General features: G+C 68.0%; 17 protein-coding genes. 3 read left to right on the top strand and 14 right to left on the bottom strand.

The features are described 5' to 3' along the window. Complete coding sequence (locus tag O5M90_RS19155) at positions 1–1062, bottom strand: homocysteine S-methyltransferase family protein (protein ID WP_269839994.1); 1062 nt, start codon at positions 1060–1062, stop codon at positions 1–3. Between the two features lie 32 nt (positions 1063–1094). Here O5M90_RS19155 and O5M90_RS19150 point away from each other — a divergent pair, with 32 nt between their 5' ends. The 3 genes from O5M90_RS19150 (at position 1095) to O5M90_RS19140 (ending at position 3709) form a co-directional block, all read left to right on the top strand. Next, positions 1095–1490, top strand: a complete 396-nt coding sequence (locus O5M90_RS19150) for a rhodanese-like domain-containing protein (RefSeq protein ID WP_137942725.1) — start codon at positions 1095–1097, stop codon at positions 1488–1490. 99 nt (positions 1491–1589) lie between these two features. Beyond that, positions 1590–2822, top strand: a complete 1233-nt coding sequence (locus O5M90_RS19145) for a GGDEF domain-containing protein (RefSeq protein WP_269839993.1) — start codon at positions 1590–1592, stop codon at positions 2820–2822. 62 nt (positions 2823–2884) lie between these two features. Next, positions 2885–3709, top strand: a complete 825-nt coding sequence (locus O5M90_RS19140) for a prohibitin family protein (protein ID WP_269839992.1) — start codon at positions 2885–2887, stop codon at positions 3707–3709. Between the two features lie 24 nt (positions 3710–3733). On the opposite strand, the gene glk is transcribed toward O5M90_RS19140, so the two are convergent. The 13 genes from glk to O5M90_RS19075 form a co-directional block, all read right to left on the bottom strand. Further along, complete coding sequence (gene glk / locus O5M90_RS19135; RefSeq protein WP_137942724.1) at positions 3734–4699, bottom strand: glucokinase; 966 nt, start codon at positions 4697–4699, stop codon at positions 3734–3736. Continuing rightward, the gene (locus tag O5M90_RS19130; RefSeq protein WP_269839991.1) at positions 4696–5721 is read right to left on the bottom strand and encodes an ABC transporter ATP-binding protein; all 1026 of its coding nucleotides are present in this window, start codon (positions 5719–5721) and stop codon (positions 4696–4698) included. Before O5M90_RS19130 ends, glk begins: the two co-directional genes overlap by 4 nt. Position 5722: 1 nt before the next feature. Further along, positions 5723–7084, bottom strand: coding sequence for a GH1 family beta-glucosidase (locus O5M90_RS19125; protein WP_269839990.1), 1362 nt, complete (start codon positions 7082–7084; stop codon positions 5723–5725). A gap of 40 nt (positions 7085–7124) precedes the next feature. Continuing rightward, positions 7125–7964: a carbohydrate ABC transporter permease gene (locus tag O5M90_RS19120; RefSeq protein WP_137942721.1), complete on the bottom strand. Its 840-nt coding sequence runs from the start codon at positions 7962–7964 to the stop codon at positions 7125–7127. A gap of 22 nt (positions 7965–7986) precedes the next feature. Then, complete coding sequence (locus tag O5M90_RS19115) at positions 7987–8943, bottom strand: carbohydrate ABC transporter permease (RefSeq protein WP_269839988.1); 957 nt, start codon at positions 8941–8943, stop codon at positions 7987–7989. Next, positions 8943–10211 carry an ABC transporter substrate-binding protein gene (locus O5M90_RS19110; RefSeq protein WP_440402263.1) on the bottom strand — a complete coding sequence of 423 codons (1269 nt, stop codon included), beginning with the start codon at positions 10209–10211 and terminating at the stop codon, positions 8943–8945. The genes O5M90_RS19115 and O5M90_RS19110 overlap by 1 nt, the downstream gene beginning before the upstream one ends. A 102-nt stretch (positions 10212–10313) precedes the next feature. Further along, on the bottom strand, positions 10314–12674 hold the full coding sequence (locus O5M90_RS19105) for a TonB-dependent receptor (protein ID WP_269839985.1): 2361 nt from the start codon (positions 12672–12674) through the stop codon (positions 10314–10316). Positions 12675–12862: 188 nt separating this feature from the next. After that, a complete protein-coding gene (locus tag O5M90_RS19100) occupies positions 12863–13912 on the bottom strand; it encodes a LacI family DNA-binding transcriptional regulator (RefSeq protein WP_262971797.1) in 1050 nt (349 codons plus the stop codon). 27 nt (positions 13913–13939) lie between these two features. After that, positions 13940–14338 carry a VOC family protein gene (locus tag O5M90_RS19095; RefSeq protein ID WP_269839984.1) on the bottom strand — a complete coding sequence of 133 codons (399 nt, stop codon included), beginning with the start codon at positions 14336–14338 and terminating at the stop codon, positions 13940–13942. Positions 14339–14399: 61 nt separating this feature from the next. Then, positions 14400–15035: a pyridoxamine 5'-phosphate oxidase family protein gene (locus O5M90_RS19090; protein WP_137942716.1), complete on the bottom strand. Its 636-nt coding sequence runs from the start codon at positions 15033–15035 to the stop codon at positions 14400–14402. Beyond that, positions 15035–15706, bottom strand: coding sequence for a DUF4197 domain-containing protein (locus O5M90_RS19085; protein ID WP_432767380.1), 672 nt, complete (start codon positions 15704–15706; stop codon positions 15035–15037). The genes O5M90_RS19090 and O5M90_RS19085 overlap by 1 nt, the downstream gene beginning before the upstream one ends. A gap of 41 nt (positions 15707–15747) precedes the next feature. Next, the gene (locus tag O5M90_RS19080; RefSeq protein ID WP_269839982.1) at positions 15748–16692 is read right to left on the bottom strand and encodes a nucleoside hydrolase; all 945 of its coding nucleotides are present in this window, start codon (positions 16690–16692) and stop codon (positions 15748–15750) included. Next, a complete protein-coding gene (locus tag O5M90_RS19075; RefSeq protein ID WP_440402262.1) occupies positions 16689–17555 on the bottom strand; it encodes a fumarylacetoacetate hydrolase family protein in 867 nt (288 codons plus the stop codon). Before O5M90_RS19075 ends, O5M90_RS19080 begins: the two co-directional genes overlap by 4 nt. Positions 17556–17564: the final 9 nt, after the last annotated feature.

Here is a 17564-nt window from a genome sequence, read left to right as displayed (position 1 = left end):
TCACGCCTGCTCGGCCACCAGCTCGCTGAAGAATCGCTGGCCACAGGCGCGCGGCTTGTAGGCCGAGACCTTTTGCGCGATCGCCGCGATATGGGCCGGGGTCGTGCCGCAGCAGCCGCCGGCGATGTTCAGGAAACCGGCGGCGGCAAACTCGCCGACCAGGCGGCCGGTCACATCGGGCGTCTCGTCGAAGCCGGTGTCGCTCATCGGGTTGGGCAGGCCGGCGTTCGGGTAGCAGCTGATCGCGGTGTCGCCGGCCGCCTTGGCCAGTTCCTCGATATAGGGCCGCATCAGCGTCGCGCCGAGCGCGCAGTTCAGGCCTATGGCCAGCGGCTTGGCATGGCGCACCGAATGCCAGAAGGCGGTGACGGTCTGGCCCGAGAGAATGCGGCCCGAGGCATCGGTGACGGTGCCGGAGATGATGACCGGCAGGCGCTCGCCGGTGTCTTCCATCAGCTCGTCGAGCGCGAAGATCGCCGCCTTGGCGTTCAGCGTGTCGAAGATGGTCTCGACCAGGAACAGGTCCACCCCGCCGTCCAGCAAGCCCTTGGCCTGCTCGTAGTAGGCGGTCTTCAGGGTGTCGAAGTCGACATTGCGGGCGCCGGGGTCATTGACATCGGGGCTGATGCTGGCGGTGCGCGGCGTCGGGCCTAGCGCGCCGGCAGCGAAACGCGGCTTGTCCGGCGTGCTGTACTTGGCGCAGGCGGCGCGGGCCAGCCGGGCGGCGGCCACATTCATCTCGAAGGCATGCTCGCCCAGCTCGTAGTCCTCCTGCGCCACCGAGGTGGTGCCGAAGGTATTGGTCTCGATGATGTCGGCGCCGGCGGCCAGGTACTGCTCGTGGATCTCGCTGATGACCTCCGGCTTGGTCAGCACCAGCAGGTCGTTATTGCCCTTCAGGTCCTTGCCATGGCCGGCAAAGCGCTCGCCCCGATAATCGGCCTCGTTCAGCTTGTAGCGCTGGATCATCGTGCCCATCGCGCCGTCGAGGATGACGATGCGTTGTTGCAGAATCTCGGGCAGCTGCGCGCCGCGCGTGTAGGGTCGGGTGGAAGCGTTCATCCGGCCATTTTAGAGAGCGCGTCAATACCCCCATGAAACATCTGCTCCCCGTCGAGGCCCAGGCCTATCTGCAAGAACACCCCGAGTCCCTGTTCCTCGATGTGCGCATGGAGCTGGAGTACCTCTATGTCGGCCATCCGCCCGGCATCGTCCATGTGGCCTGGTACGAGTATCCGGAGATGCAACCCGATGTGGAGCGCTTCGTGGCCCAGGTCAAGCGCGAGGCCGGCGGCGACCTGAACAAGCCGCTGGTGCTCCTGTGCCGCTCCGGCACTCGCACGGTCGCGGCCGGTCAGGCGCTGGAGGCGGCCGGCTTTGCCGAGGTCGTCAACATCGTCCATGGCTTCGAGGGCGACCCGGACCAGAACTTCCAGCGCGGCCGGCTCAATGGCTGGCGCCATGATGGCCTGCCCTGGGAGCAGATGTAGGTCGGCCTATATTCCAATTCCCGTTAAAGTCACTTCCACAACGAGCCGTGCAGATGCTCCGCTTTGGACATCAAGCGGCCAACCCAGGGGGTGGTGAGCATGGACGCGAGCAGTCAGGCGCTGGCACTCGATGCCAGGACCATGCTGGCAGCAATCAGCATGGTCGGCTTCATGATGGCGGTGATGGCCTTCAGCACCGCACGCGCAATACCCGAGCAACCGATGGGTCTGCGGGAGTGGGGCGTGTCGATGGCGGCCACCGGAGGCGCCTGCCTGCTGTTCTTCCTGCGCGGCCATGCGCCCTGGCTGCTGACCTTTCTGTTCGCTAACGTGCTGATCATGGCGGTCACCGTGTTCGGTGTGCTGGCCCTGGCGCGACTGACCGAGCAGCCGGTGACGCGGCATCATCTGGTCTTGCTGAGCAGTTTCGGCATCGGCGGCACCTTGCTGACCTATCTGGAGTTGGCGCCGTGGGCCGTCACCGTTTTCACCATGTCCTGCGCGCTGGCGCTGATGCTGGCCAGGATGGCCTGGCTGGTGCTGCGCTACGCCCGTCGGACCGGTTTGCCGGTCGCCTATCTGACCGCAGCGGTGGCGGCCGTAATGGCGACCGCATTCGCAATGCGCGCCCTCTTCAGCGCCGGCGGCGCCAGCACCCAGGTAGCCCCGGCCGCCAGTTCCACCCCGCAACTGTTCGCACTGGCGATGGCCACGCTGTTCGTTGTCGCGGCCTCGATCGGCTTTTTCAGCATGGCCCATGAACGCCAGCGTCGCGAGCTGCAGGAGCTCAGTCGCCGTGACGGCCTGACCGGGCTGTACAACCGCAGGGCCTTCTTCGAGCTGGCAGCCGCCATTGAGCAGGCCCGGCCGGCCGAAGCTTTTGCCGTGCTGATGGTCGACCTCGACCACTTCAAGCAGATCAATGACCGCTACGGCCATGGCGGCGGGGACTTGGTGCTCGCCCACGCCGCGCGCATGATGGCCGGCGCCGTGCGGCTGAGCGATATCGCCGGCCGCTACGGCGGCGAAGAATTCTGCCTCTTGCTCCGGGGCTGTGCCACTTCTGTCGAGGCGGCCCAGCGCGCCGAGGCCTTGGTCCAGGCAGCCAGCGCCAGCACCGTGCGGGTCGGTGAGCAAGGACGTGCCGTTTTTACGCTGTCGATCGGATACGCCTGCCGCAGGCGTGATACGGCGGCCTTGCCGGAGTCGCTAAAGTCGGTGCTGGAGCGTGCCGACCATGCCTTGTATGCAGCCAAGAACTCCGGTCGCAACCGGGCGCTGAGCGCGGAGATCTCGACGCCCGGTTCGCCCGCACACCCTTTGGTGGCATAGGCAAGACCCGACCCCGCTGTTAGCCTGCGCGGCGCGGCCGACTTGGCCGTTCAAGGACTGCCATGAACCGAAGCCTCGTCTCCTGGGTCGCCAAGATCGCCGCCATCCTGGTCGGTGTCTATCTTGTCTTCACGTTGATCAACCCGATACGCATCGTGCAGTCGGGCACGCGCGGCGTGATCACGACCTTCGGCAAGGTCGACCCCGAACCGCTGGGCGAAGGCATCCACTTCGTCGTGCCGCTGGTGAACCGTGTCCACATGATCGATGTGCGCTTGCAGAAGAGCGAGGGCAAAGGCGTGGCCGCCTCGCGCGATCTGCAGCAGGTCTCGGTCTCGGCGGCGCTGAACTGGCGGCTCGATCCGGCCCTGGTGGCCCAGACCTACCAGGCCATAGGCAACGAGCATGCGGTGGCGGCGCGCGTCATCGAGCCGGCAGCGCAGGAGGCCACCAAGGCCATCGCGGCACAGTACACGGCCGAGGAACTGGTGACCAAGCGCACCGAGGTCAGCGGCAAGATCCGTGACGCGCTGGAGGCGCGGCTGAAGCGTCACGGCGTCATCGTCGACTCGCTGGCTGCGGTCAACTACGACTTCTCGGCCGTCTTCGACAAGGCCATCGAGGCCAAGGTCGAGGCCGAGCAGAAGAAGCTGACGGCCGAGCGCGATCTGGAGCGTATCCGGGTCGAGGCCGAACAGGCCCTGGCCAAGGCACGCGGCGAGGCCGAGTCACTGAAGGCCAAACGCCTGGAAATCACGCCCGACCTGCTGCGTCTGAAACAGCTGGAGAACGAGAGCGAAGCCATCAGGAAGTGGGACGGCAAGCTGCCGCAGTACACCGGGGCGGGGACGCCGTTTGTGCAGCTGGCGCCGCCGGCGGGGCGCTGAGCCCAGCGCTGCAGCGCGGCCCGCTCAATGCATCGCCGCATCCAGCGCACGGCAGGCGCCGAGCAGGGCCGCTTCGTCGCTGGCGCTGACGACATAGGCCGGGATCGCAGCCAGATAGTCGCGAAAGCGGCCCTTGGCCTCGAAGCGCTCACGAAAGCGCGAGCGGTCGAAGCGCGCGCCCAGGCGCGGCACGATGCCGCCGCCGATATAGAGGCCGCCGCGGGCGCCCAGCGTCAGCGCCACATTGCCCGCCACATTGCCAAGCAGGCTGCAGAACAGCTCCACCGTGTCGCGCGCCAGCTGGTCTTCGCCGGCGGTGATGGACTGGGCCGCCCGCTCGGGCACGACCTGACCCCGCACGCCGGCCAGGGCCTGGTACAGATTCTCCAGCCCAGGCCCGGACAGCGCGCGCTCGGCCGAGGCATGGCCGAAACGGCGCTGCAGCACGCGCAGCACCGCGTCCTCCTCGGGCTCGAAAGAGGACAGGGTCACATGGCCGCCCTCGCCGCCGATCGGGGCCAGGCCGGCGCCGCCAACGCCAGGCAGCAGGCCCGAGACGCCCAGGCCGGTGCCGGGGCCGACCAGGCCGATAGGCGCGCCATCCACCGCCGCGCCGCCGCCGACCTGGCGGCGTGACCCGGGCGCCAGCGCCGGCAGGGCCAGGGCCAGCGCGGTGAAGTCGTTGATGACGACGAGGCGCTCGGCGCCCAGCGCCTGGCGCAGCGCCTCGATCGAGAAGGACCAGTGGTGGTTGGTCATCTGCACCTGGTCGCCGGTGATCGCGGTGGCGATGCCGATGGCGCAGCAGCGCGGCCGCTCCAGGCCCTGGATGCGCAGATGGTGCTGCATCGCATCCCACAGGCTGGCGTGATCGGCGCAGGCATAGCTGGCCATGCCCAGCAGCGGGCCCTGCGGCAGGTACTGGCTGGCGAAGCGCACATTGGTGCCGCCGACATCGGCTACCAGGCGCGGGAACGATGCCGCGCTCATGCGCGCGGCTCCAGGCGCAGCCCCTGGGCATCGAAGGCCAGCAGATGCTCGGGTCGCCATTGCAGGCCGACGCACTGATGGCGCTGCCAATCCTGACCGGCCGCCAGCTTGACGGCCAGCGCCTGCTCGACACCGGCGATGCGCACATAGGCAATGCTGGTGTCGCCCAGATGCTCGATCAACGCCAGCTCGCCACCCAGACCGGTCCCGGCCGCAACAAGGTTCAGGTGCTCGGGCCGCAGGCCGACCGTTTCGGTACCAGCCGGCAAGGCCGTGTGGATCAGGCCAGCCGGCAGAAAATTGATGCGCGGCGAGCCGAGGAAAGCGGCGACGAAACGGTTCACCGGCCGCTCATAAACCTCCATCGGCGCGCCGACCTGCTCGATGCGGCCCTCGTTGAAGACCGCGATGCGGTCGCCCAAGGTCATCGCCTCGACCTGGTCGTGGGTCACATAGACGATGGTGGCGCCCAGTTCCTCGTGCAGGCGGGCCAGCTCCAGCCGGGTCTCGTGGCGCAGCGCGGCGTCCAGATTGGACAGCGGCTCGTCGAACAGAAAGACCTGGGGCTGGCGCACGATGGCGCGGCCGATGGCCACGCGCTGGCGCTGGCCGCCCGAGAGCTCACGCGGCTTGCGCTCCAGCAGCGCCTCCAGCTGCAGGCTGCGCGCGGCCTTCAGCACCGCAGCCGCCACCTCGGCCTTGGGCCGGCCGGCCATCTTCAAGGCAAAGCCCATGTTCTCGGCCACGCTCATATGCGGATACAGCGCATAGCTCTGGAACACCATCGCGACGCCGCGTTCGGCCGGCGGCACCGTCGTGACCTCGCGGGCGCCGATGAAAATCTGGCCGGCGCTGACCTCCTCCAGCCCGGCGAGCATGCGCAGCGAGGTGCTCTTGCCGCAGCCCGAGGGGCCGACCAGCACCATGAACTCACCGTCCTGCACCTCCAGGTCCAGCGCGCGCACGACCGGGGCCTTGTCGCCGTAGCGTTTGGCCACACCCTTGAAGCTGAGGCCGGCCATCTCAGCCGCCCGCCTTGGCCGTCGCAATGAAGCCGCGATACCAGTGCGCGCTGTCCTTGGCCAGGCGCTCTTGCGTCGCATAGTCCACATGGAAGAGGCCGAAGCGCTTGGTGTAGCCGGAGTTCCACTCGAAGTTGTCGAGCAGGCTCCAGTAGAAATAGCCGCGCACATCGACCCCCAGTTCCACCGCGCTGGCCAAGGCCTGCAGATGGCTGCGCAGATAGGCGATGCGCTCGACATCGGGCACCTTGCCGTCGACCACCGTGTCGGCATTGGCCATGCCGTTCTCGGTGATGAAGATGGGCGGCGGCGAGTATTCGCGGGTGATGCGCACCAGGTGCTGGGTCAGCGCCTTCGGGTAGATCTCCCAGCCCATATCGGTAAAGCCCTGCTTGCCGGGTGCCGGCAGGGCCGGGCTTTGCGTCGAGATGAAGCTGCGGGTGTAGAAGTTGACGCCCAGGAAGTCCAGCGGCTGCTGGATCGCGGCCAGGTCGCCCTCCTCGATCACCGGCGCATCCTCGCCCAGGTGCTCGATGATGTCGGCCGGGTACTGGCCGCGGAACACCGGGTCCATATACCAGCGCACGTTCAGGCCATCGTCGATGCGGGCGGCGCGGCGGTCGGCCTCGCGCAGATTGTCGGCCGGGAAGGCGGGCGTGTGATTCAGCACGATGCCCAGCTTGCATTTCGTCACCGCACGCATCGCTTTGATGGCCTCGCCATGGGCCAGCAGCAGGTGGTGCGAAACCTGGGCGGCCGTCGCGCGGCTGGTCTGGCCGGGGGCGAACTGGGCGGTCTCGTAGCCCAGGGTGGCGACGCACCAGGGCTCGTTCAAGGTGGAGATGCTCTCCAGTCGGTCGCCGAAGCGGCGCGCCACCTCGGCCGCGTAGTCGGCGAACAGCGGCACGATCTGGCGCGAGGGCCAGCCGCCGAACTCGTCATGCAGCGCGGCCGGCAGGTCCCAGTGGTACAGCGTCGCATGGGGCTTGATGCCGGCAGCCAGCAGTTCGTCGATCAGCCGGTCGTAGAAGGCGAAGCCGGCCTCGTTCCAGGCGCCGCGGCCCAGCGGCTGCACGCGCGGCCAGGCGATCGAGAAGCGGTAGGCCTGCAAGCCCATCCACTTCATCAGCGCGACATCGTCCTTGTAGCGGTGGTAATGGTCGCAGGCCAGGTCGATGTTTGAGCCGTCGTTGATGCGGCCCGGCTCGGCGCAGAAGCGGTCCCAGATCGACGGGCCCTTGCCGTCCTCGGCGGCCGCGCCCTCGATCTGTGCGGCGCTGGTGGCCGAGCCCCATTGGAAGTCCGTGCGGAAGACGCGGCTCAAGTCACTGAGGGCAGAAGGATTGGGATCGATGGCGTTCATGGGCGGTTTCAAGTCATGCAGGAGAAAAAAACAGCAGGGGTCAGCCGCGCACGGCGCCCGAGGTCAGGCCGGCTACCAACCGCCGGGCGCTGAAAAAATAGGCGATCAGGAGTGGCAGCATCGCGATGGCACTGCCCATCATCAAAGCGCCCCACTCGGTGTTGTTGGGCGCCTGCATAGAGCGCAAGGCCAGCGGCAAGGTGTAGTTCTCGGCCGAGCGCATCACGACCAGCGGCGCGACAAAGTTGTTCCACGAGGCGATGAAGGTGATCAGGCCCAGCGTGCCCATCGCCGGCTTCAGCAGCGGCAGCACCACGCTCCAGAAGATGCGCAGCTCGCCGCAGCCATCCATGCGCGCGGCGTCCAGCAGGTCCTTTGGGATCGCCGAGCCGATGTACTGGCGCATCAGGAAGATGCCCAGGGCACTGGCCGCCGCCGGCACATAGAGGGCGCGCGGCGTGTCGATCCAGCCCAGGAAGTCCATCACCATGAAGCTGGGGATCATGTTGAGGAAGCTGGGCAGCATCATCGAGCCGAGCACGATGGCGAACAGCGTCTTCTTGAAGCGGAACTCGTAGACCGCGAAGCCATAGCCGGCCAGCGAGCACAGCAAGAGGTTCAGCGCCGTCGTCAGGCTGGCCACATACAGGCTCATGCCCAGATTGCGCCAGAAGGGCAGGCGCTGCTCCAGCAGTTCCAGATTCGACAGCGAGGACAGGCCGAACCACAGCGGCGGCGGCGAGTTGAAGATCTCGCTGCGGCCGTGGCTGGCGAACACAAAGGTGAAGTACAGCGGCGCGACCAGCAGCACGGCGCCGAGGCCGACCAGCAGCCAGGCCAGCCAGGGCCGGTCTTTCCAGGTCGAAGAGCTGTTGCGCATGGGCCTGACGAGCAGGGTGGGATCAGCGTGCTGCATGCTCACCTCGCGCGTCGCTGCCGAACAATTTCGCGTTGAGCCAGGTCAGCGCGGCGATCAGGAAAAACAGCAGCCAGGAGACGGCCGAGGCGGTGCCGAAATCGCCGTCCGAGAAGGCCAGCCGGTACATGAAGATCGCGCTGGTCATCACCGACTGGCTGGCGCCGCGCTCGCTGTCCACCAGGATGAAGGGCTCCTCGAAGAGCTGCAGGCTGCCGATGATGGTCAGGCTCACCGCGAAGAACATCATCGGGCGCAGCAGCGGCAAGGTGATGTAGCGGAACTGCTGCCAGGGCTTGGCGCCGTCCAGCGTCGCGGCCTCGTACAGGTCCTTGTCGATGACCTGCAGGGCTGACAGATAGAGCACCAGGTTCCAGCCCAGATAGCGCCAGAACACGACAAAGGCCACGGCCGGCTTGGTGGTGTCGGCATCGCCCAGCCAGTCGATCGCGCCGCCGCGGCTTTGCAGCACCGCCTCCAGCGGGCTGCCCAGCAGCGGGATGCGGGTCAGCTCGGCCAGCGCCGCATTGACCAGGCCGTAGTCCTTGGAGAGCAGGGTCGTGAAGATCAGCGCGATCGCGACGCTGGAGGTGATGTAGGGCACGAAGTAGGCGCCGACCAGCAGATTGCGGCCGCGCTTGACGCGCTGGTGGATGAAGAAGGCCAGCGGCAGCGCCACCAGATGCTGCGGGAGGCCGGCGACCAGCGCGAACCAGACGGTGTTGTAGAGCGAGTCGTGGAACCAGGGGTCGGTGAGGGCGTACCAGTAGTTCTCCAAGCCGACCCAGTGCATGGTGTGCAGGCCCTCGGCCGGGTTCCACTGGTGCAGCGACAGATAGATCGAGAACAGCAGCGGGAACAGACCGAACACCGCGAACAGCAGGAAGAAGGGCGCGATGAAGAGATAGGGCGCCCAGCGGCGCGACAGCAGGGGCCGGGCCATCACGCATCCCTCCCCGGGCGGCGGCGTGTGCGGCGCTCGATCAGCTCGCGCGCATCCTTCAGCGCGGTGGCGATGTCCTTGCCGCGTGTGATGACCTTCTCGAACTCGTCACGGATGATGGTGGTGGCCAGCACATCGAAGGGGCTGACCGGCGTGGCCGGCACGCGGGCCGCCGTCTCGCGCCACATCTGACGCGCCACCTGGCCGCCGAGAAAGGCGATCGGCTCGTCCATCAGCGGGTCCTGGTGGGCGGCCAGCAAGGCCGGGTAGCTGTCCAGCACGCGCAGCGAGTTGATCTGCACCGCCTTGTCGGCCGTCATCAGGCGGATGAAGTCCCAGGCCGCGTCCTTGTGCTGAGCCTTCTTCGGGATCGCGTAGAAGGAGCCGCCATAGGCCGCCTGCACGCCGCCGGGCAGGGGTGCGGAGCGCCACAGCCCGGCGGTGTCCGGCGCCAGCCAGTTCTTCAGATGGCCGACCAGCCAGGCCCCCATCATCTGGGTCGCGATGCGGCCCTGCTTGAAGCCGGCCGCCCAGTCGTTGCTCCAGGCCGAGGCATGGGCATCGAGCCCGGCGGCGCGCGCCGCGCGGCCCAGCTCGAAGGCCTGGCGGAAACGTTCGCTCTCGACCAACACCTTGCCGTCGGCATCGAAGTAAATGCCCTCCCCGTCCTTCAAGCCCTGACGCAAGGCGATATCGCGCAGGTCGGCGGCGTCGGCCATCAGCAAGGCGCCGGTGGCGGCCTTGATCTTCTTGCCGGCGGCCAGGTAGGAGGCCCAGTCCTTGGTGATCTCGGCCTCGCTGACGCCGGCCTTGTCGAGGATGTCCTTGCGGTAGAGCAAGGTGCCGGGGCCGATATCGGCCGGCATCGCGAGCTGCGCGCCCTTGCGGCTCTGGCCCTGGATCAGCGCATAGCGCACATAGTCGCCGGCCATCGCGCCGGCGTTGTAGGGCGCCTGGTTCAGATCGACGAAGCCGCCCGAAGCCGCGAACTTGCCGATGAAGCGCAGATCGATGGCCATCACATCGGGCAGGCCGGAGCCAGTGGCCAGGGCCGTGGTCATCGCCATATGATGGTCGGCGTACTGCATCGAGACGATCTTCAGCTCGATGCCGGGGTGGCGCTGGGCCCAGATCGCGGCCGCGGCCTTGGCGGCACGGTCGAGATCGGGGAAGGTGGCGACCCGGAGCTGCGGCCTGGCCGGTTGGGCCAGGGCGAGGCTGCCGAGCATCAGCAGGGTCAGCGCGATGAGGCTGGTCTTGAGTGTCACCGGTATCTCCGTGAGCTGCTTGTGCGGTGGTTCAGCCTAAGGGCTTTGCCGACTCACCGGAATGCAGACTTGCCGCCATCACGCTGCCCTCGCTCGGCCGCCTCAGAAGCGGTAAGCCGCCTTGACGCCGTAGGTGCGCGGCGGGTTGTAGAAACTCACCCAGGTGCTGGTGTCGCCGATCCAGGAGGCATCGGTCTTGACCATCTTGTCGGTGGCGTTGTTGACAAAGGCCTCCAGCTCCCAGCGGCCCTTGCCGTCCTCGTAGCGCAGGCTCAGGTCCACCTTGCTGTAGGCCTTTTGCGTGCGCGCCTCGGCGAAGGAGCCGGGCTTCACCGCGGCGGTGGGCGCGGTGTTGAAGTTGCTCAGATAGCTGCGGGCCTGGTAGTGCACGCCGATGCGCGGCGTCAGCCGGCCGCTGCCCAGCGCGAAGTCATGCTCGAAGGCCAGCGTGGTGCTGAACTTGGGCGCATGCGGCAGCTTCGAGCCCTTCAGATTGACGAAGTTGGCGGTGTTGTTGCAGTCCAGGAGGGCCGAATCGCAGGTCAGGAAGTCGTCATACTGCGCGTTCAGCACCGAGGCATTGCCCATCAGCCGCGCATCGCGCGTCAGTCGCCAGCTCAGCTCGGCCTCGACGCCCTTGATCGTCGCCTTCGCGGCATTGCTGGTGACGAGCTGCTGCTGGCCATTGGGCTGGTACTCGATGGCCGAGACCTGCATGTCCTTGTACTTCATCCAGAAGGCCGCGAGGTTCAGCGCCAGGCTGCGCTGGAAGAACTCGGCCTTGGCACCCAGCTCCACATTGGTCAGCTTTTCCGGCAGGTGGCGCCGGCCGCCGTCCGACAGGCCGCCGGACTTGAAGCCGGTGGACAGGGTCGCATAGGTCAGCAGATCGGGGCTGGCCTTGAACTCGCCGCGCAGCAGATAGGTGGAGGCGTCGTCGCTGGTGCGGCCATCATTGGCACCGCCGCCGGGCCAGGTGCCGGGCGCATGGACGCTGCCGCAGCTGGCCACATCGACCGGCCCGCCGGGGCCGATCAGGCGGCCGCCGTTGGCGATGGTGGCGCCGAAGTCGGGGCAGACCCAGTTGCGGCCGCCGACGTCCTGCTTCTTCTCGTCGGTGTAGCGGGCGCCGGCGGTCAGCTTCAGGTCCTTGGTGAAGGCGAAGGTGCCCTGACCGAACACTGCCTTGGAATCCAGGGTGCGCTTGGGCTGGATGAAGGACATGGCCCAGGCCACATCGGTCGGCAGCACCGGATTGATCACGATGGGGCCGGCGCCGGCCGCGACCGCCGTCTTCGAGATGTCGATGTCGAAGCGGATCTTGTTGTCTTCCTTGATCATGAAGGCGCCGGCGATCCACTGGAAGGGCCCGCTGCCGGTGCTCTTCAGATTGACTTCATGGGTGTAGTTGTCGAACTGCGACCACTCGGTGCGGTGCTCCTGCTTGAAGCCCGGCTGGGTGCCGGCATCGTTGTCGCTGGCGTTCTGGCGCTTGAGTCGGCTCCAGCTGCCGATATAGCTGACCTCGATCGCATCGCTGGGCCGCCAGTCGACGCGGCCGCGGTAGGTGATGATGTCCTGGTCCAGATGTCCGGGCGTGTCGATCAGCGCCGAGCGCAGTTTCTGGCCGGGGCGCGGCTGCTGCATCAGCGAGACCTGGCCGGTGCCCTGGTCGCGGTAGTACTCGGCCGCGACGGTGGCGGTCAGCGCGGGGCTGGGCTCCCACAGCAGCGTGCTGCGCACGCCGGCCTGGTCCGAGGCGCCGTATTTGCGCGCACCGGGCTGCACATTGGAGCGGGCCTGGAAGTCCACCCAGCCGTCCTGCTTTTCCTGGATCGCGGCGACCCGCAGCGCTAGCGTCTCGCCCAGCGGCACATTGAGCGCGCCCTGCAGCGTCGTGCGGTTGCGGTCGCCCAGCAGCATGCTGCCCGAGCCGCCGAACTGGCCCAGCTTGGGCTTGGCGGTGTTCAGATTGACCGAGCCGGCCGTCGCATTGCGGCCGAACAGCGTGCCCTGCGGGCCGCGCGCCACCTCGACGCTCTCCAGGTCATACATCAGCACCGTCGCGCCCTGCGGCCGCGGTGAGTAGACGCCGTCCACATGGAAGGCCACGGCCGGGTCACCCAACTCGGTATGGTTGGTCGAGCCGATGCCGCGCAGGAAGACGTGGACGCCACCCGAGTCACCGTGCTGCTCGATGCTCAGGTTCGGCACCAGGGCCTGCATCGTCGACAGATCCTTGACGCCGGCGCGATCCAGCTCCTTCTGCGTCAGCGCGGTCACGGCCAGCGGTGTGTCCTGCACAAAGGTCAGGCGCTTGGTGGCCGACACCGTGACGCGCTCCAGCGCGGTCGGCGCCTCGCTGCTGGACTGGGCCATGGCTGGGCCCGAAGCGCCGAATCCGGCCAGGATCGCGGCGGGCACCAGGGCCAGCCGCAGGCATGCGGTCTTGTTTGCGATCATCTTTGTCTCCATCCATCGGTGTGGTCGGAACGCCGTCGGGTGGGCCCGGCGACGCGGTGGAATCCGGCCCGGTCTGATGCCGCGCCTGTTGTCTTCCTACGCAATTGACAACGTTGTCTTTATTGCTTGAGCGGATTCTGACAACGTTGTCATTCCCGGTCAACAAAGGGTCTTCCCGTAGTTTTGCTTCAGGCTTTCTGGACCGCCCCACGGCGACGCCCGGACGGCGCATGCGGCAGGGCCGAGGTCGAATCGCGCACCACCAACTCATGCGCAATCACCCGGGGGCCGGGCTCGCCATCGGGCGCGATCAGCAGGTCCACCGCCGCCCGCGCCATCGCCGCGACCGGCTGGCGCACCGTGGTCAGCGGCGGCCAGACCAGGCTGGCCGCCGGCGAATCGTCGAAGCCGGCGATCGACAGATCGGCCGGCACCGCCAGGCCCAGACGCTGCGCCGCCGCCAGCACGCCCAGCGCCATATCGTCATTGCTGGCAAACACCGCCGTGGGCCGCTGGCGCCGGCTCAGCAAGGCGTGCGCGCCTTCGACGCCGGACGGGTAGGTGAAGTCGCCCTGGTAAACCAGCTCGGGCTCGACCGCCAGCCCATGGGCCTGCATCGCCTGGGCAAAGCCCTGGTAGCGCAGCGCCGAGGCGGCCTGGTCGGTGGCGCCACGGATGAAGCCGATATGGCGATGACCCAGGCTCAGCAGCAGATTCGTCACCTCCTCGGCCGCCTGCACATCGTCCATGCGCACGACCGCGCTGCGCTCGTCGGGCAGCCCGGGCGACATCTGCACGCAGGGCGTGTTGCTGTCGCGCAGAGCCTTCAGCACCTTGGGGTTGTCGCAGATCGGCGGCGCCAGAATCATGCCGTCCGGCCGCAGCGCCGACAGCATGCGCTCGACCTGGCTCTCGATGTCCGGCGCATCGTTGTCCAGCGACTCCACCACCAGGTGATAGCCCGCCTCGCGGCAGCGCAGGGTCGCGCCCTGCTGCACCCCGCCGACAAAGGCCGCGCTGGGGTCGTAGTACAGCAGCCCGATCAGGAAGGAGCGCGCACCGGCCAGGCTGCGCGCCGACAGCTTGGGCCGGTACTTCAGCTCGGCCACCACCTTCAGCACCTGCTCGCGCGTCTCTTCGTGGACGCCAGCCTCATGGTTCAAGACCCGCGAAACGGTCTTGATGGAGACGCCGGCCTGTGCGGCGACATCGACGATGGTGGGGGCGCGGGGGTTCATGGGTTCGCAGTATGGCTGCGGCGAGGGCTAGGCCACCGTGTTGATGACGGCCTCGATACGCCAACCGTCCGGATCGACAACATAGGCGGCGTAGTAGTCGGGGCCGTAGTCGGGCCGAAGACCGGGGGCGCCATTGTCTTGCCCACCGCTGCGCATGGCGGCCTCGTGGAAGCTGTCGACCGCCTCCCGGCTTGGCGCCGAGAAGGCGAGATGAAACCCCGGGCCAGGGGCGACGGCCCCGCTCGGACACTGCTTCAGCGCCAGCTTGTCGCCGCCGCCGGGCTCCCCGTAGCCCACCGCTTGCGTGTCTTCATCGCCCTCGAAATCCGTCCACACACGCACATAGCCCAGGGGCTGCAGGACCGCGTCGTAGAAATCGGCGGCCCGCCGCAGGTTTCGGACGCCGAACGAGAGGTGATGGAGCATAGACACGGCCTTGAGAAACTGTATAGAAAATCAGTATATCGAGGCGGCCGGCCTGCTCCACTCAATACATCGTCAGCCGCTGCCGCTCCTCCAGCGCCACGTCATAGGCGGCGCCATCGACCCGCGCGCTCAGGGCCTGCAGGATGCTGCCGGTCGACGGCAAGGCGCTGCGCTCGATCTGGGCGGCCGGCTCCCACAGCCCCGAGCGCTTGATCGCCCGGGCGCACTGGAAGAACACCAGCTTCACCTCGATGACCAGCACCGAGCGGGGCAGCTTGCCCTCGAACTCGAAGCGCTGCAGCAGGGCCGGCGCCGCGCTGATGCGGGCCCTGCCGTTGACGCGCAAGGCCTCGCCGATGCCGGGGATCAGGAAGAGCAGCGCGACCTCGGGGTCGTGCAGCACATTGCGCAGGCTGTCGATGCGGTTGTTGCCGCGCCGGTCGGGCAGCAGCAGGGTCTTCTCGTCGGCCACCGTGACGAAACCCGGCGCATCGCCGCGCGGCGAGGTATCCAGCCCGCGCGGGCTGCGCGTGGCCAGCACCGCGAAGGGCGCGGCCTCGATGAAGGGCCGGTACAGCGGATGGATGTGGTCGCACTCCTTGTCCAGCGTGGCCGGCGCCTCGGGCGGCGGATAGAGGCTTCGCAGCTGGTCCAGGCTGTCGAGGTCGTGGCTGCGGTCCTGCCAGGCTGAACTCATCACAGCGCTCCGAAGACCTTCTTCAGGATCGCGCTGCCGGTGCCGACCGGGTCCTTGCGGATCTTCTTTTCCTCCTCGCCGATCATCAGGAACAGGCCGTCCAGCGCCTTGCCCGTCACATATTGCTGGATATTGGCGTCCTCGCTGCGGATCAGGCCCATGCCGGCCGCCTTGCCGGCCACCGCGTTGTACTTGTCGGCCAGCTTCACCTTCTGGGTCGCCCGGCTGACGATGGGTAGGAACTTCTGGCCCAGCGGCTCGCGGGTCTTGCCGGCAAAGAACTGGGTGGCGGCGTCGTCGCCGCCGCGCAGAATCTTCAGGCCGTCCTCGACGCTCATGCTCTTCACCGCCGCCACCAGCAGGCTTTTGGCTTCCGGCACCGCCGCCTCGGCGGCGCGGTTCATCGCGGTCAGCAGCTCGTCGACGCGCTTGCCCTGGCCGGTGGCTTTCAGCAGCTTGGCGCCATCCTTCAGATAACCCGGCAGCTCGATGCGCACCAGCGGGTTGCCCAGGAAGCCATCGGGCTTGCCGAGCAGCCCAACCGCCGCCACCGCGCCGCGCTCCAGCGCCGTGCGGATACCGGATGCGGCATCGGTCTCGTTGAGCGCGGCCCGCGCGCCAAAGGCCGGCAGCAGCAGGCCAGCGGAACAGACAAAGTGACGACGATGCAGCATGACGCGAGGCTCCCTTGAATCGAGGGCCTATCTTGCCATCAGCCGAGCCGGGCCAGCCGCTCGGTGATCAGCGCATAGAAGCCATCGGCATCCAGTCCGCCCAGCACATGGGCGTTGGCCGGCTTGCCGGTCACGCCCCACCAGTCGATCACGGTCATGCCCTGGGTCAGCGGGCTGGCGGTCTCGATCGCGACATGGCAGTCGCGGCCGGTGAACAGCTCGGGGCGCAGCAGCCAGGCGATCACGCAGGGGTCGTGCAGCGGCCCGCCCTCCTGGCCGTACTTCTGCTCGTCGAAGCGCTCGAAGAACTCCAGCCATAGCGCGACCGCCTCGCCCAGCGGCGTGCCCAGCGCCCGGATCGCGGCGACGCGCGCTCGCGTGGTCAGCGCCTGGTGCGTGACATCCAGCGGCGCCATCGTGATCGGCACGCCGGAGCGGAACACCAGATCGGCGGCCTGCGGGTCCACATAGATATTGAACTCGGCCGCCGGCGTGATGTTGCCGCCCTCGAAGCCGCCGCCGCCCATCAGCACGATGCGCTCGATGCGGGCCGCGATGCGCGGCTCGCGCGCCAGCGCCAGCGCGATATTGGTCAGCGGACCCAGCGGGCACAGGGTGACGCGGTCCTCGCGCATCAAGGTGTCGATCAGGAAGTCCACCGCATGGCCATCGGCCAGCGCCAGCGTCGGCTCCGGCAGCGTGGGCCCGTCGAGCCCGGTCTTGCCATGGACAAACTCGGCGGTCACCAGCGGTTTGAGCAGCGGCCGGTCGGCACCGGCGTAGACCGGGATGTCGCGTCGTCCGGCCAGCTCGCAGACCATCAGCGCATTGCGGCTGGTCAAGGCCAGCGGCACATTGCCGGCCACCGTCGTCAGGCCCAGCACCTCCAGCTCCGGGCTGGCCAGCGCCAGCAGGATCGCGACCGCATCGTCCTGACCCGGGTCGGTGTCGATGATGATCTTCTTGCGCGGGTTCGTCGTCATGCCAAGGCCTCCACATCCTGGTCGATCGCGCCGAAGGGGCTCTGCCCGTCCGGGCTCTTGAGTTCGAGGCGCAGCGAGTCGCCGAATTTCAGTGCTGGCAAGGCCTGCAGGTCCAGCGGAGCGCTGCCGACGAGGCTGCCGGCCCGCAGCCGGCGCGTCCGGGCCGCATGGGCGATCAGCTGCCCCAGATGCCAGCGCCCCCCCGTCTCGCCGCCGGCGCCGCCACTTTTGCGTCCGTTCACCATGACCTGCAGCGTCAGCCGGGCGCGCCCGCCCTGCCAGGCCTCGCCGAGCTCGTCGGGCGTCAGCGCCACCGGCGCGAAGGCGGTGGCGGGCCGGCTCTGCAGCAGGCCGGCCCCGCGCGCACGCTCGGCCGGCTCCAGCTGCCGCAACAGCCAGCTGCCGGCCAGCGCCAGCAGGCGCACCCCCTCCAGCGCCTGCTCGGGGCCGGCGCCCTGGGCCACATCGCCGCAGACCGCCGCCAGCCGCGGCTCGCAGCCCAGGCCCATGGCCTCGGCGCCGAAGCGCAGCGTCTCGCAAGCGCCGATGAAGTCGTCGCTGCCGACCTGCTGCATCAGCGGCTCGGCCGCCTCCTCGTCAGGGCTCAGGGCCTCGATGCACTGGTAGGCGCGCGGCAGCGGCGCCATGCAAAGCTTGGGATCGAAGGCAAAGGCATGGCGCAGCTTGCCGTGGTTGAGCTGGGTGTAGAGCTCGTCGAGCTGGGGCGACAGGAAGTTCCAGTCGTCGAGCACCTGCTGCAGCCGCGTGGCAATGCCATTGGCATAGTGGGCGGAGCTGAGGTCACGCGAGACCACGATCAGCTGGCCGTCGCGGGAACCGTCGTTATAGCTGGCAAGTTTCATGGGATAGGT

Origin of the sequence: Paucibacter sp. M5-1, from assembly GCF_027498415.2 — a bacterium.
Taxonomy (GTDB): domain Bacteria; phylum Pseudomonadota; class Gammaproteobacteria; order Burkholderiales; family Burkholderiaceae_C; genus Roseateles_E.
The sequence above is the reverse complement of the archived record's forward strand: the minus strand, read 5'-3'. Positions and strand labels throughout refer to the sequence as shown.